We start from the raw sequence: 14,500 nt of genomic DNA on the forward strand, positions 1-14,500 counted from the left end.
CCTTTTCTTTATGCCTCCTTTATATAATAAAGAATTTTCTGTTAATTTTGAACCCTCTTCTTTTGACAAATTTTTCAGTTCTGTCGAATTAGTAAACGAAATTACATCGACTTACCGACAAATAGCGACACAACACAAAAAAAGAAAGAGCGGGAGAACCCGCTCTTTCTAAGCCATCATATGGGATTATTTTTGGAAACCGCCTAATTGTTGCTCAGCTAGTGAAACTAGACGTTTAGTGATTTCACCACCAACAGAACCGTTAGCGCGAGCTGTTGCATCTGCTCCAAGTTGAACACCAAACTCTTGAGCGATTTCGTATTTCATTTGGTCTAATGCTGATTCAGCACCAGGAACCGCTAATTTATTTGTGCTACGTGACATGTTATATCACCTCCTTGTGAGTATAGAGTGTGATAAATAACATGACTTCATACACGTTTTAGATATGGTAATTTATGGTTTTAGAAAAGTTCTTCAAATTTTTCTTCTTCCGCCACTACTTCTACCGTTTGTAATACCATTGTTTCTTTATTCGCTACAGCTTCATCGATTAATGGTGTGAAATCGTATTTCGCTTCAAAACGATTTGCTTTTTCACGTTTCGGCTTCGTCGCTGGGCTTGCTGGTGTAAACACAGTACAGCAATCTTCATATGGACGAATTGAAATATCATACGTGCCGATTTCTTCAGCGATTTTAATAATCTCTAATTTATCCATCGTAATAAGCGGACGAATAACTGGATAGTTTGTTACTTCGTTAATCGTATGCATACTATCTAACGTTTGGCTTGCTACTTGTCCAAGACTTTCACCAGTCGTAATTGCAAGTGCGTTACGCTCCTCAGCAATACGTTCTGTAATACGCATCATCATACGGCGCATAACCGTCATTGAATAGCTAGATGGGATTTCTTTATTAATCGTTTTTTGCACTTCTGTAAACGGAACAAGGTGAAGCGTTACTCGTTTACAATACTTCGTTAACTCTTGCGCTAAATCGATTACTTTTTGTTTTGCACGCTCACTTGTGAAAGGTGGACTATGGAAGTGAACTGCTTCCACAGATACGCCACGTTTCATCGTTAAGTAAGCTGCTACTGGGCTATCAATACCACCAGAAAGAAGTACCATTACTTTTCCGCCAACGCCAACTGGTAAACCGCCAGCTCCCATACGCTCATCGCACATGATATAGCTATAGCCACTGCGGATCTCTACGCGTACATTTACATCTGGATTATGAACATCTACTGTAATATCTTCTGTGTTTTCTAGAATGTGTCCGCCAATCTCAGGTAATAATTCCATCGTTCTCATTGGGAAATGCTTATAAGAACGGTGTACAGTAATTTTAAATGTTTTCACATCACCTTTTACTTGTAAGAAAGCTGCTAATGCACCTTCTTTAATGTCTTCTAATTCTGATGGTACTTTCATCGCTAAGTTAAACTTATGAATACCGAATACATCCTTCAATCTTTCAGAGACTGCTTCATGATCTTCACCATTTAACTGGATGTACATACGATCGTGTGTTGCATCGATTTTAATATTTGGGAATTTTTTCAGTTTGAACTTCACGTTATCTTTTAATGTGCTTACAAACTTAGAACGGTTCTTACCTTTTGTCGTCATTTCTCCGTAACGTACTAAAATATATTCATATTTCAACATAATTTCTTTACCTCATCACTTCATATAATTTTGGCATCGTCTCTTTTACAATACCTTCAAATTGTTTTACTTCTTCCATTGTGTTTTCTGGTGCCAAACTAATACGAATAGCGCTTGCAGCTGCTGCATGCGGCACTCCCATTGACACTAACACTCTGCTCACTTCATTTGCTTTTGAAGAACAAGCAGATTTCGTTGACACATATACACCGTGTTCTTCTAAAGCATGAACGACTACTTCTGGTTTTAAACCAACAAATGATACATTTAAAATGTGCGGTGCTGCATATGCAAGCGACGTGTTAATCGTTACATCTTCCATCTCTTTAAAGAAACGAACAAGCTCTGCTTGTAAACTTTGCAAATGAGCTACCTTTTCTTTCACTTGTTCCATTGTCATACGAAGTGCTTTCACCATCGCTACAATGCCAGGTAAATTTTCTGTACCAGAGCGATACTTAAGCTCTTGTTGACCACCTGATAAAATCGGATCTAATCTTACGCCATCGCGTACATAAAGAAGACCCGTTCCTTTTACACTGTGGAATTTATGTCCAGATATTGAGCAAAGATCAATATGAGACGCATATAAATCAAGCGGTACTTTCCCTATCCCTTGTACATGATCTACATGGAATCTTATTTTCGGATGATTCGATAATAACGTTCCAATTTCAGCAACGGGCTGAATTGCTCCAGTTTCGTTGTTCACATGAATAATTGACACAAGAATCGTATCTTCACGAAGTGCTCGTTTCACATCTTCTACCGACACAACACCATGCTCGTTAACCGGTAAATATGTTACATCAAACCCGAGTTCTTCTAATTGCTTATATGCCTCAAACACAGACGCGTGTTCAATATTTGTTGTAATGATATGTTTGCCGCGCGAACGATTCCTCATCGCTATCCCTTTAATCGCAAGGTTATTTCCTTCCGTTCCACCTGATGTGAAAATAATTTCAGAAGGCTTAACACGAAGAAGCTGCGCTGCAATCGTTCTAGATTGTGTTAATAGACGCTCTGCCTCTCCTCCAAGCGAATGAATAGAAGAAGGATTACCAAAATATTTCCCAGCAACCGTCACGTACGATTGAAGAGCTTCTGGATATGGCTTCGTCGTCGCACTATTATCAAAATAGATCATCGTTCTTCCCCTTTCAGCGCTATCACATCGTATAATCATATCATAAATACGTGTCATTACGCTAAGACTACGCAAAGGTTCCATTTTATCTCGATTGGTGAAGGCTAATAATTGTCGAGGATGCCCTCCTATTACAGTTTCACTTTATCCCGCATGAACGGGCAATAAGACTCTCACCTCAAAATCCAGTTAGAGCAAAGAAGTTAGGTAGGAGTCGGGCTGTCCGTAAATGCCCGATTGGTGAAGGCTAGTAATCAATGGGGATGAATCCTCCTACTGATTACAGTTTCACTTTATTTTGAAACGAATAACCTTGCTGTATTCCGCTATTCATTATAGCAACATCGTCTGCAAAATTACACAAAAAAACAAACCCTTTTATGAAAGGGTTTGTTCATTGTCTACATATTCAGCTATTTTTTGAACAACGCCAGGTTCAAGTTGCTCTAATACTGAAGCCGCTTGTTCTAAAGCTGCATCGTATTGGTATTCACGGAATAATTTCTCAGCATAATTTAAACTTTCTGCTAGGTTTTCATCATGACTACGGTAACGGTTACCGTACTGAATTAATTTTTCCACTAAATATGCTTGTCCAATTAACTCTTCTGTCATTTCAGCCACACCGTTCACAGTTGTGTATGCTTCTTCTAAACTGCTATTTACAGCGTTCATATTTAACGGCTTCACTTCTAATTGTTCATATACAGCTTGCATTGCCATTTGCCCTCTTTTTAAATCTTCCATAATACTCTCTGGAAGACCTGGCAAATTCGACTTTTGCATAAAGCGTTTCGTTTCGAAAATAGTATTTCGCATTTCTTGTAACTTCTCACGTGCTTCAAATTCTTCTTTGCGCATCGCTTGCAGCATTTCTTTATATTCTGCATGAAGTACTTTTAACGTTTCACATTGCTCATAAACCTCTTCTAGTTCCTCACGAATAATAGAGAAGGCAATATCTTGTTCTGCAACGCGTAATTGTAGCATTTCAAAACGTTTCGTTAAAATGTGCATTTGCTTTTCAATTACTTTTTGAGACTCAATGTCTTTATCTTGTAACTGATAGCTTTGTTTCACAAGTTGTGTTTCTGTTTTCGTTTCAATCGTTTCGATACGCATTTCTTCTAAATCATCATAAACAGAAAGTGTTTTTTGCTCCACATAATGTCTCGCATGTACTTCTTGTTCCAGTTGATCGTAGAAGCCATCTAAACGTGTTTTTAAGTTTTCTACTTTTTCAGTCGCTTCTGTTATATGAAGCTCCTGTATATCCATTAAACATGTTTGTAGTTGTTTCGTCATATCACGAACTTCTTTAGGGACTTCCAAATAATCTAATACATAACCTTGTCTTACCATATCATTGTGTCCGTGTAATAAATCTTCCAGCTGAACTGGTAACGTCGCTTGACACTCTACCAATAAATCTGGAATTTGGTGAATAATGATTTCTAAATCTGCTAAACCTTCTTCCAAACTAATAACAATTTCTCTCGCTTTTAAATAGTCGCCATTGTTTGTCGCTTCTTCAAAGGTTTTAAATTTCTCAGATTCAGCGTCTAGCATCTCTTCGATTTTCTGCTCTGCTGCTCCATACATATGTCTATGAGCAAGAACACTCTTTTTCATACTACGATATGTATCACGTAACCCTTCAATTTCCGAGCTATTTTTCTCATGGCTTTCTAACAATTGCTGTAATTCATTTAAAATGTCCGTAATACGATTATCAGCGTCATCTAAACCACTTATGGATTCGTTCATCGCATGCTTTGCTTTTCGGAAGGAGAATTGCGAGGCGAATTTTCGCGCTTGCGCTAAATCTTTGTCAGCTTTCGGAAGGGTTGTTGATACAATTTCATCCCATTCTTCACGCCATTTACCAAACAGTTCTTCTGTTTGACCCGTCATGTTTAAATCTTTTACCCGTTTTAGTTCATCTGCCACAGGTTTATCTTTTATCTCTTGTTTCCACTGCTCCAGTGCTTCAATATCTTTATATGAACGATTTCTTATCACAAGCTCTATCATGAGCAGCACTAGAATAGAGCTTACTACAATGATAACGATCGTCAGGATAGAATCCATGCAAAAAAGCCTCCTAGTTATATCTCTTTTTTTGTCCGTTCCGTTTATGAAATGGAAGGCATTATGTATAAAAAGGGAATTCCCCTATATTTAACAACTAACAATGTACTAATCATACCATGTAATGGTTTGTTTTTGACCTAGTTTTTTTAAAAATTTCATGTTCCTTTCAATGTGATTGTAATCTTTCTCAATATTCCGCCTACCTCACTACCTATCCTCAAATGATTGTAATAACAAACAATCTTTCGTATGGGATACGAAATAAATTTTCCGCATGAGTGGTGGTTCAACAGAAATTACATGTACATTTCCTTGCCTTACAGACTGCTCTACTGCCCTTTCTGGAAGTAACGTGATACCAAGGCCAGCTTTTACCATTGCAAGCATCGGTTCTGCGTAAGATGTTTCCACAGCTATAGTTGGTTTTACACCTATTTCATGAAACATGTTCATAATCATTTTCCTTACATCACATATTTCTGGATATACAATTAATTTTTCATTGTGCAGCTCTTCTATTTGAATGACTATCTTCTCTTTGTACGAATGATTATTTGAAACGGCACAAACAATTTTCTCTTGTTGCACTTCTTTTATATACGTAGCACCTTCTACTACTGAATCGATGAACATCGCGTCAATCTCCCGCGCTTTAAATAACTCTCTTAATACTTCCGTATGTCCGATTTGCCATTCCACTTCGAACTCATCACCTAATATATCTTTACATTCTGATATGTAATACTCCGCTAAACTCGGTAGTATACCAATTGAAAACTTCCGGTTCTCTTGATACCCCCTCATTTCTGTTTTCACTTCATTTATTTGCTCCAAAATTGGTAACATTCTTTTTATAAATAACTCTCCTGCCTCCGTTAACTCTACTCCTTGCGCAGAACGTTTAAGTAAAGTAACCTCTAAATCCGCTTCTAACTTTTGAATTTGTTTACTAAGCGCTGGTTGAGATATATGTAAAATCTTACTTGCCTTTGATAAACTTCGCGTATGCTTCACTTCAATAAACGATCGTACTGCCTCCAAATCCATCCTACACACCTCTAACAAAAAGTTATAACCGTTATAAGAAATCGATATTTCCTCCTATAAACAATTACTCTTTATACTTATTTCATCAACTTACTATAACGAAATGTAAAGGGGAAAGATACTCTTGAACAAAAAACAAATGCTACTCGGATCCTTTCTATGCTTACTCGCCGTCACTGCCTGGGGATTTATGTTTCCTGTAATGGCAAATGCTCTGCAATTTATCGATCCATTCTTCTTCACAACGCTTCGCTATGGATCAGCAGCTATTATTTTTCTTATTTTGCTATTAATTACTGAAGGAAAGACTTCACTCCGCTTAGAAAAAAGAACACTTTCTCTATTCTTTTACGGGACAGTCGGTTTCGCGGGGTATGGTTTTCTCGTTTTCTACGGACAACAACTTGCCGGACCTTCCGGAGCAATCCATGCAGCTATGATTCAATCCCTTATGCCACTGATTGCCTTATCACTGCAATGGATAACGAAAAATCGCCGCCCACAAAACTATACATTCCTTTGTATGTTTGTTGCATTACTTGGTGTTATGCTTGTCATTTCAAAAGGAAATATTCACTTATTATTTGGAGCTGCAAGCCACTTATCAACAAATATATTGATGCTATGCGGCGTTACTTGCTGGGTCATTTATACAAACGGGGGTGCTCGTTTTCAATCTTGGTCACCACTTAGGTACACGACATTAACTTGTTTATTTGGCTCCATTTCACTCATCGTTATTGTTACTTTCTTAACGTACACAAATATAGTTACTATACCGTCACTGCGTACAGTTGTGAGCGTTCGTTTTGAGCTCTTTTATATGTCGATTATCGCAGGCGTTATCGCTGTATTTTGCTGGAATATGGGAAATCGCTATATTTCATCTATTAACGGCATATTATTTATGAATTTAGTTCCTATCCTTGCACTAATCGGTTCTATCTTTCGAGGTTATACAGTGGATAAAATTGAAATCGCTGGAGCTGCATTAACAATTATCGCGCTATTATGTAACAATTTATGGCAAAGAAAAGTAAACATAAAAATCCCCACCTCAGTTCGTTAGGTGGGGATTCTTCACATATGAACAGCTCTTGGCCATTCATGGTACATATTCGCTTTACATAATGCTTGTTCCATCCATTGCTCAATCTCTTTCGTATACATTTCTATGAAAAATGTCTCAGACGGGAAAGAATGGAGTACTTTTGATATATATTGTGGATATAAAAACGGCATACTTATCATACCTTTTAATTGCGTCATAAACATTGTAAATGATACTTTCTGAAATTCTTGTTTCATTTGTCCTTGTCTAATCATTTGTTCTATATAATATCTTTCTTTAGAAAAATAAACGGTCATCACTTCACGAATTAATGTCGTATCAAGCGAAAGCTCTCGGTAGAAGAAACGTGTTAGTTCTCTATTTTCAAATTGATATCGTAAAATCCCGCGCACCATTTGCACCATTACATCTTTAGTCGACAAATACTCTCTCTGTTCAAACGACATTTCAATCACATGAATATATCCTTCTAAAAAATCAGTAATAAGCTGTTCTAATAAACCTTGCTTCCCAGCAAAATAATATGAAATATTCGCTACATTCACATCCGCTCGCTTTGCAATGTCTCGCACCGACGTTCCATCATAACCTTTCGTATTAAACAACGATATTGCCGCATCAATTACTTTTTGTTTCGTCTGCTTCATGCGCTCACTTCCCTTCAATGAACAGCTATAGTTTAAATTTCTTGACTTTTAAGACAAATTCCTTTAATTTTCTATCGACAAAGTCATGTGAAATACATCGTATTTTGCTAATATTTTACACATCTCGATAAAAAAGGAGCTGTTTCCATGTTTACTAAAGAAAGTTATGCAGGATCTCGCGTGCAGCAATATGAGACAGTAATTAAACAACTGGATGCGTTATTAACTGGCGAATCAAACGTAGTCGCAAACTTATCAAATGCGTCCGCATTATTAAACCAATTTTTAGATCGCGTTAATTGGGTTGGCTTTTACGTAACAGAAGGAACTCAGCTTGTTCTTGGACCGTTCCAAGGAATGCCTGCTTGCGTGCGCATTCCATTTGGACGAGGCGTTTGCGGCGTAGCAGCTGAAACGAAAACAACACAGCTTGTAGCAGACGTTCACCAATTCCCAGGTCACATCGCTTGCGATAGTGCTTCTAATTCAGAAATCGTTGTACCGATTGTGAAAGAAGGAGCTGTCATTGGTGTACTTGACATTGATAGTCCTGAAAAGAATCGTTTCGATGAAGTAGATCAGCGCTATTTAGAAAAGTTTGTGGAAACACTCCTAAAACATATGTAAAAAGAAAAGAGCGAGTTATCGATTTAGTACGCCCTGTACAAAACCGATAGCTCACTCTTTTTTCATTGATTTACAGTAGATATTTTCTTTAATGCCTGCTCTAAATCAGAAACGATATCCTCCCACGATTCTAAACCGACTGATAAGCGTATTAAATTATTGAAAATGCCCATTTCTTTTCTTAGTTCAGCTGGAATCGCAGCGTGCGTCATCGTTGCTGGATGCTGAATTAACGTTTCTGTATCTCCTAAACTCACCGCAATTGTAATAAAGTGAAGATCATTAATAAACGCTTGCGTCTCTTCTTTTCCGCCTTTTACTGAAAAAGAAATAACACCGCCCCCGCGTTTCATTTGACGAGATGCTAACTCCCCTTCTGGATACCAAACACCTTCTACCGCATCATGTTTTCTTAGGAACGATACAATTTTTTCTGCATTATCACAATGACGATCCATTCTTACTGCTAACGTCTTTAACCCGCGTAATAATAACCACGCATCAAACGGTGCCATAATACCGCCGATATCCTTTCGCATCGGGCGAATCTTTTCAGCTAATGCTTTCGTTTTACAAATTGTTACGCCCGCTACAACGTCACCGTGACCACCAATATATTTTGTCGCACTATGCACAACAGCGTCACAGCCAAGCTCAAGCGGTCTTTGTAAATAAGGTGAACAAAATGTATTATCAACAATAACAAGTAAGCCTTTTCGCTTCGCAACCCGAATCACTTGTTTTAAATCAATTAATTTCATTGTCGGATTAATTGGTGTTTCAACGAAAATAAGCTTTGTATTTGGGCGAATTTTATTTTCAATATCAACCTCTGTCTCCATATCACAAAACGAATGCGTAATCATAAATTTTTCTTCTAACACTTCTAAAAAACCGTACGTGCATCCGTATAATCCATTTGAACAAATAATATGATCTCCAGCCTTTAAAAAACCGATTAAAGTCGCTGAAATAGCTGCCATACCAGACCCGAAGGCAAGTGCCTCTTCTCCTCCTTCTAACACCGCCATACGTTCTTCAAATAATTTCACAGTTGGATTTCCAAGCCGTGAGTAAATATAAGATGGATCCACTCCCGCAAAACTCGCCTCTCCTTGCTGCGCAGTCTCAAATGTAAATGTAGAAGTTTGAAATAAAGGTGGTGTTAAACTTCCTTTATGTTCCTCAGGTGTATAACCGTGATGAATTAACGCTGTCTCCATATGCTTCTTTTTCATAAAAACATCCCCCTTATGTTTTTATTGCCGCATATTCATCCATAAAAATTTGATGAACGTTTTACTTCATTTTATGTAAGCGTTTTATTTGTGTTTCTATCTCTTCTTCTATATTGTTTTAAATTCCTTCTTATATTAATTTCCAAAATTTATATGCATAAAACAAAAATGTACTCGCTTGACGAAACTCTGGGTAAAAGATATAATAGCGTTTGTGTAAAATAAAAAGGCAGCCTTGTAATGTGAGTTTATCGTTTGTATTTTGTTCCTCTACGGAGGTGTATCTCGTAACTCCCTGCTGCTGGAGCGAAGGTACATGAAAACAAAATGCCCGTAAATATCGATTACGTCTGTTTTTATTTTACGTAAATAAAAACATTTTTAAAGGAGGAGTCAACTATGGCTCGTTATACAGGTCCAGCTTGGAAACTGTCTCGTCGTCTTGGAATCTCTCTAAGCGGCACAGGAAAAGAATTAGAAAAACGCCCTTACGCACCAGGTCCTCACGGTCCTAACCAACGTAAGAAACTTTCAGAATACGGTTTACAATTACAAGAGAAACAAAAACTTCGTCACATGTACGGCATGACTGAGCGTCAATTCCGTCGCACATTTGACCAAGCAGGTAAAATGCCTGGTAAGCACGGCGAAAACTTCATGATCCTTCTTGAAGCTCGTCTTGACAACTTAGTTTACCGTATGGGCTTAGCTCGCACTCGTCGTGCAGCTCGCCAATTAGTAAACCACGGTCACATCATGGTTGATGGCGCTCGCGTAGATATCCCATCTTACCGTGTAAAACCTGGTCAAACTATCAGCGTTCGCGAAAAATCTAACAGCCTTGTTGTTGTTAAAGAAGCGATCGAAGTTAACAACTTCGTACCAGAATACTTAACTTTCGATGCTGACAAATTAGAAGCTACTTACACTCGTCACGCTGAGCGTTCTGAGTTACCAGCTGAAATCAACGAAGCATTAATCGTAGAGTTCTACTCTCGTTAATCTCGGTACTCTGAAAAGAGTCGTATTAAAAGCCTTAGGAACCTTGTTTATCAAGGAGCCTGGGCTTTTTTTATTTATCATTAATAATGCAAAATAAAGCATTAAAAAGTATGCACTTGGGGCTAAGTGGAGCTAGTTTGGGACAAAAAATATAATGGCTGGCGTGTGTATAGAAATGGATAAGTGCAAAAACAGATGATAAAAGGAGCTACTTATTTTGAAAGAAACATTCACCAAGATACCTCTTCATGTACAAGACTTTCAAGAATTAAAAATGTTATTAGACGAATTAGTACAAGATGAAATAATGTTCATAGAAGGTTTTTCTAAGTATTCTTTAGATATTTCTTCTAAAAAATCTAAAGTCACCATTAACCTTAGAAGCGAATTTTTCCCCGATCCATACTTGGCGATTACTGCTATAAACATTACCCCAAGTAATCAAGGTAAAGGAAGTATTGTTCTGGAATGGTTTAAAACATTCGCTAAAGAAAAGGGATTCGAACGATTAGTATTACAAGAAGTTATAACTGAAGAAGGATACCACTTTGCATTAAAAAATGGTTTCTCAAAAATGGTTGGTCCATTCGAGGAAATGTTTAGAAAGCCTGATAGTACTGACGGAAATTATGAATTACATTTATAAAGGATAAAATAAAAGTGAACAAATATTTTTCATACTCGTTCACTTTTATTGATACATTATCTAGCACAGTATGTTCTTTTTGTTTCGTAAAAGCAACTCCCCTCTCCGTTTGGAAAATGGATAAGTCCGCTTTAAGATGTATTAATACCATAAGAACTGTAGCTTAGTATAAAAATGAAAGTTATGGTCCTCCTTTTTTATTCCATAATAAACAACCACCCTATTTAAACGTGAGTTTTTATAACTACCAATCAATTGTATTCTTAAGTTTAATTTGAATCATTAAGCCGCAAAACCTTATATAAATCATCAGAAATAATAATATTGTTAAAAATATCTTGTTCCGAATTTTTATTATAAAAATTCCCGGCAACTAAACACATTTTACGACAAAAGTCGATTACTCCTATTTCAATTCTTATATTACAATCATCTTCATTGTTTTCCCAAGACTTGCTGTAGGAAGTTATAGTATCTGTTAACTCGAAAACAAAATCCTTAGATTCCGTCTGATTATATTTCCCTCTCATATACTCTCTAATATCACTTGATCCATCATGGAGAAAATTACAACGCAACTTATAAACTGCATCACCATCAAACCTATCGACATTTTCCATTCCATCAGGATTTTCGAATTTATGTATGTACTCGTTATACCATTGAGCATATCTTTTCCCTACACCCTTAATTTCAGGATATGCAATCTTCCCACAAATATCAGGTAGTGTAAGTGTTAAAGCTAACGCAGATAAATAATTTTTATTATCCAAACTGCTCATAATTTCTTTGATAAGTTTATCCAAATCATTATCTCTCCTTCGCTATTCAATTAAAAAGATAGTCCTCTATATTATAATCTTTACTTAATAAAAATCACTCCGTATCGAATACTTTCATAACCTTTACTTATTTAATTCCTTACGCCCAAATAGTGCTTTTAAATAACCAAATTCTCTACGATTCACTTTATATTCATAACCTTTAATACATATCGAATCACCTTCATTTTGAATATGGATAGGTTCGCTTTGAGGTATATTAATACCTCTAATAAACTCATTGCAATGTAATATTTACAGTTATCTCCTTAAATTGGTATAATTTGCTTATTAAAGGAGGGAAATTTTTGAGTTTAAATATGTATTTAGGGGAAGTACAGGCTCAAACACAAAATATGAATGCTTTCTGTACCGCTACTATTCAAGGTATGGAACAAGCTATTCAGTCAATTGATGCTTTTACCAGTGATACTGTTCTACAAGGGCAAACTTACGATAGCGCAAAAGCATTCTTTGCAGAAACTTTTCGTCCTTTGGCACAAGGAATCATTTACTTATGTGAAGAATTAATTCGTCAGAACGATGCCTTTCCAAGTCAATTTCAATCACAGGTCGCTTCGACAGATGTAATCGAACAAGAAATATTAGAACAAATTCGAGAAATTGACCGAATGAAGGCAAGTATGGAAGCTATCAGTCAAGCTATGCCAATCCCAGGTATGGATGCTATGGCAAATCTTTTTATTGCCATGAGGCGCAAACTTCAAGAAAAGTTAGATCATTTGTATCAGTTCAACCAAACATCTAGCAATAACTACAGTACAGCAATTCAATTAGCTGCTAGTATTGCAACAGGTCTTGCAGAAGTCCAAAGTGGAAAAGGTTTTAGTCCTGCAAGTGGTACATTTAGTACACAAGGGTTGAATATGGAATGGGTGACTTCTATCCAAGCAATTACAGAAGATAGGAAGCGTCAGGCTGACAATTCAATTGAAGAAGGTGCAATGTGCGGCAAAATCCCACCACAATCAGAACAATCCTTTGGGGATAGAAATAAAAAGGATTTGAACGATGCCTGGACTGGTATTTCCACTGGTGTAGTAGATGGCGTTGTAGACGCATGGGACGGATTTGTTGCTTTGGGAGATAAAGAGACCTGGTTGAATATGCGGGATGCGATTGTAAACTATGAAGAAACACTTCCTGCTGCATGGAATGCCTTATCAGATTCATTCATGAATGAATTTTGGAATGGGGATATAGAAAGTAGAGAACATTATGCAGCTTATGCAGTCACCTCACTACTCACTGGTTTTATTGGTAGCAAAGGTCTGGATAAGGTTGGACAAGTAGGAAAAGTAGCATCTGTTACAAGTCTTACAAAAGGAAGATCGCTTCTAACAAACTCCTCTGCATACAGAAATGCATTGCATATATTAAATAACTATGAATTCATACCTGGAACTCCTTTCTCATATACAGGAGTTGGAAGTATCCAACAGTATTTGCAAAAAGCAGCTCCATATACTTATGAAGGTCCAAATGGCCCTAAGACAATAAGATTAAGAAAAGGTGAGTTGGCAGGAGACAAACATCCTGTTACAGGTATTCCGTATGATGCAGATGGGTTCCCTATTTTTAAATCTAAGGGTGAGGTAATCCTCAAAGAGGCAGACTTCAAAAAATCTAGACCAACACATTTTAGAAAATGTAGTAAAGCATTATACGAACAAATAATAAAAGACCCTGATTTAGCTTCAAAATTTACGAAAGAAGAAATCCAAATGTTTAAACAAGGTGAAACACCAAAGCATTACACATGGCATCACCATCAAGATACTGGTAGAATGCAACTTGTAGATTATTAGATACATCACGATACTGGTCATACAGGTGGATATAGAATTTGGGGAAAAGATAGCGATAAATAAGGAGTGGCAAAAATGAACAATATTACATGGTCCTTTATGAGTAAAACACCAGTTACAGACGAAGAAATCCAAAAGATAGAACAATATTTTAATATTAAATTACCCAACGATTTTGTTGCGTGCGTGAAGAAATATGACGGGGGATACCCTAACCCAAAAGTATTTGATGTACCAGGACAAGATGAAAATGTATTCAGTGACCTCTTAACTCTTCATATAGAAGATAAATATTCGATTGTCCAAAACTATGAAGGTATAAAAGATAGATTAGTTGATAAAGTATACCCCTTTGCAAATGACCCATTTGGGAATTTCTTGTGTTTTGATTATCGAAACAATCCTGCATCACCAACAATCGTATTTTGGGATCACGAGGAAGAGGAGATAGAAAAAGCTATTTATCCTGTTTGCTCAACATTTACAGAATTGCTGGATAGCTTACGCGATTTTGAAGACGACGAATAAAAGAAAAAAGAAGAACGCCTTGTAGTGAGGATTAACGTTCTTCTTTTTCATTTTGAATATGGATAGGTTCGCTTTTGATGTATGTTAATACCTTTTTGATTAAATAAAAAAAGAACCTGC

General features: G+C 36.8%; 14 protein-coding genes. 6 read left to right on the forward strand and 8 right to left on the reverse strand.

The window, feature by feature from the left end:
* Positions 1–186 precede the first annotated feature (186 nt).
* The 5 genes from MKY38_RS28615 to MKY38_RS28635 all read right to left on the reverse strand — a co-directional run bounded on the left by MKY38_RS28615 (position 187) and on the right by MKY38_RS28635 (position 5,970).
* Positions 187–384 carry an alpha/beta-type small acid-soluble spore protein gene (locus MKY38_RS28615; protein ID WP_000091639.1) on the reverse strand — a complete coding sequence of 66 codons (198 nt, stop codon included), beginning with the start codon at positions 382–384 and terminating at the stop codon, positions 187–189.
* An 80-nt stretch (positions 385–464) separates the two neighbouring features.
* The gene (gene thiI / locus MKY38_RS28620) at positions 465–1,679 is read right to left on the reverse strand and encodes a tRNA uracil 4-sulfurtransferase ThiI (protein WP_000922337.1); all 1,215 of its coding nucleotides are present in this window, start codon (positions 1,677–1,679) and stop codon (positions 465–467) included.
* A 7-nt stretch (positions 1,680–1,686) separates the two neighbouring features.
* The gene (locus MKY38_RS28625; RefSeq protein ID WP_000638992.1) at positions 1,687–2,829 is read right to left on the reverse strand and encodes a cysteine desulfurase family protein; all 1,143 of its coding nucleotides are present in this window, start codon (positions 2,827–2,829) and stop codon (positions 1,687–1,689) included.
* A 378-nt stretch (positions 2,830–3,207) separates the two neighbouring features.
* Entirely contained in the window at positions 3,208–4,920 is a 1,713-nt protein-coding gene (ezrA, locus tag MKY38_RS28630; protein ID WP_065222727.1) for a septation ring formation regulator EzrA, read from the reverse strand.
* A gap of 210 nt (positions 4,921–5,130) precedes the next feature.
* Positions 5,131–5,970, reverse strand: a complete 840-nt coding sequence (locus MKY38_RS28635; protein WP_070180560.1) for a LysR family transcriptional regulator — start codon at positions 5,968–5,970, stop codon at positions 5,131–5,133.
* Between the two features lie 124 nt (positions 5,971–6,094).
* On the opposite strand from MKY38_RS28635, the gene MKY38_RS28640 reads away from it, so the two are divergent.
* Complete coding sequence (locus MKY38_RS28640) at positions 6,095–7,039, forward strand: DMT family transporter (protein WP_030028557.1); 945 nt, start codon at positions 6,095–6,097, stop codon at positions 7,037–7,039.
* Positions 7,040–7,050: 11 nt separating this feature from the next.
* Here MKY38_RS28640 and refZ read toward each other — a convergent pair whose 3' ends face one another.
* Positions 7,051–7,689: a forespore capture DNA-binding protein RefZ gene (refZ, locus tag MKY38_RS28645; protein ID WP_341050941.1), complete on the reverse strand. Its 639-nt coding sequence runs from the start codon at positions 7,687–7,689 to the stop codon at positions 7,051–7,053.
* A 147-nt stretch (positions 7,690–7,836) separates the two neighbouring features.
* On the opposite strand from refZ, the gene MKY38_RS28650 reads away from it, so the two are divergent.
* Positions 7,837–8,316, forward strand: coding sequence for a GAF domain-containing protein (locus MKY38_RS28650; protein ID WP_000494342.1), 480 nt, complete (start codon positions 7,837–7,839; stop codon positions 8,314–8,316).
* A gap of 62 nt (positions 8,317–8,378) precedes the next feature.
* Here the strand turns inward: MKY38_RS28650 and megL are convergent, their stop codons facing one another.
* Positions 8,379–9,554 (reverse strand): methionine gamma-lyase, encoded by a 1,176-nt coding sequence (megL, locus tag MKY38_RS28655; RefSeq protein ID WP_065222725.1) that lies wholly within the window; start codon positions 9,552–9,554, stop codon positions 8,379–8,381.
* A 399-nt stretch (positions 9,555–9,953) separates the two neighbouring features.
* On the opposite strand from megL, the gene rpsD reads away from it, so the two are divergent.
* Both rpsD and MKY38_RS28665 read left to right on the forward strand, forming a co-directional pair.
* Entirely contained in the window at positions 9,954–10,556 is a 603-nt protein-coding gene (gene rpsD / locus MKY38_RS28660) for a 30S ribosomal protein S4 (RefSeq protein ID WP_000135317.1), read from the forward strand.
* A gap of 217 nt (positions 10,557–10,773) precedes the next feature.
* Complete coding sequence (locus tag MKY38_RS28665) at positions 10,774–11,202, forward strand: N-acetyltransferase (RefSeq protein ID WP_114555655.1); 429 nt, start codon at positions 10,774–10,776, stop codon at positions 11,200–11,202.
* A gap of 269 nt (positions 11,203–11,471) precedes the next feature.
* On the opposite strand, the gene MKY38_RS28670 is transcribed toward MKY38_RS28665, so the two are convergent.
* On the reverse strand, positions 11,472–12,008 hold the full coding sequence (locus tag MKY38_RS28670) for a hypothetical protein (protein ID WP_076867562.1): 537 nt from the start codon (positions 12,006–12,008) through the stop codon (positions 11,472–11,474).
* Between the two features lie 323 nt (positions 12,009–12,331).
* Here MKY38_RS28670 and MKY38_RS28675 point away from each other — a divergent pair, with 323 nt between their 5' ends.
* Positions 12,332–13,852 carry an HNH endonuclease gene (locus MKY38_RS28675; protein WP_341050945.1) on the forward strand — a complete coding sequence of 507 codons (1,521 nt, stop codon included), beginning with the start codon at positions 12,332–12,334 and terminating at the stop codon, positions 13,850–13,852.
* 75 nt (positions 13,853–13,927) lie between these two features.
* A complete protein-coding gene (locus tag MKY38_RS28680) occupies positions 13,928–14,380 on the forward strand; it encodes an SMI1/KNR4 family protein (RefSeq protein ID WP_114555654.1) in 453 nt (150 codons plus the stop codon).
* Positions 14,381–14,500: the final 120 nt, after the last annotated feature.

It is taken from the genome of Bacillus sp. FSL R5-0585 (assembly GCF_038004545.1).
Classification (GTDB): Bacteria; Bacillota; Bacilli; order Bacillales; family Bacillaceae_G; genus Bacillus_A; species Bacillus_A cereus.

Bases quoted from the DNA above. Each gene is read 5' to 3' on its own strand.
- ezrA (WP_065222727.1), bottom strand. From the start codon at position 4,920: ATGGATTCTATCCTGACGATCGTTATCATTGTAGTAAGCTCTATTCTA.
- MKY38_RS28635 (WP_070180560.1), bottom strand. From the start codon at position 5,970: ATGGATTTGGAGGCAGTACGATCGTTTATTGAAGTGAAGCATACGCGA.
- rpsD (WP_000135317.1), top strand. From the start codon at position 9,954: ATGGCTCGTTATACAGGTCCAGCTTGGAAACTGTCTCGTCGTCTTGGA.
- refZ (WP_341050941.1), bottom strand. From the start codon at position 7,689: ATGAAGCAGACGAAACAAAAAGTAATTGATGCGGCAATATCGTTGTTT.
- thiI (WP_000922337.1), bottom strand. From the start codon at position 1,679: ATGTTGAAATATGAATATATTTTAGTACGTTACGGAGAAATGACGACA.
- MKY38_RS28680 (WP_114555654.1), top strand. From the start codon at position 13,928: ATGAACAATATTACATGGTCCTTTATGAGTAAAACACCAGTTACAGAC.
- MKY38_RS28650 (WP_000494342.1), top strand. From the start codon at position 7,837: ATGTTTACTAAAGAAAGTTATGCAGGATCTCGCGTGCAGCAATATGAG.
- MKY38_RS28615 (WP_000091639.1), bottom strand. From the start codon at position 384: ATGTCACGTAGCACAAATAAATTAGCGGTTCCTGGTGCTGAATCAGCA.
- megL (WP_065222725.1), bottom strand. From the start codon at position 9,554: ATGAAAAAGAAGCATATGGAGACAGCGTTAATTCATCACGGTTATACA.
- MKY38_RS28625 (WP_000638992.1), bottom strand. From the start codon at position 2,829: ATGATCTATTTTGATAATAGTGCGACGACGAAGCCATATCCAGAAGCT.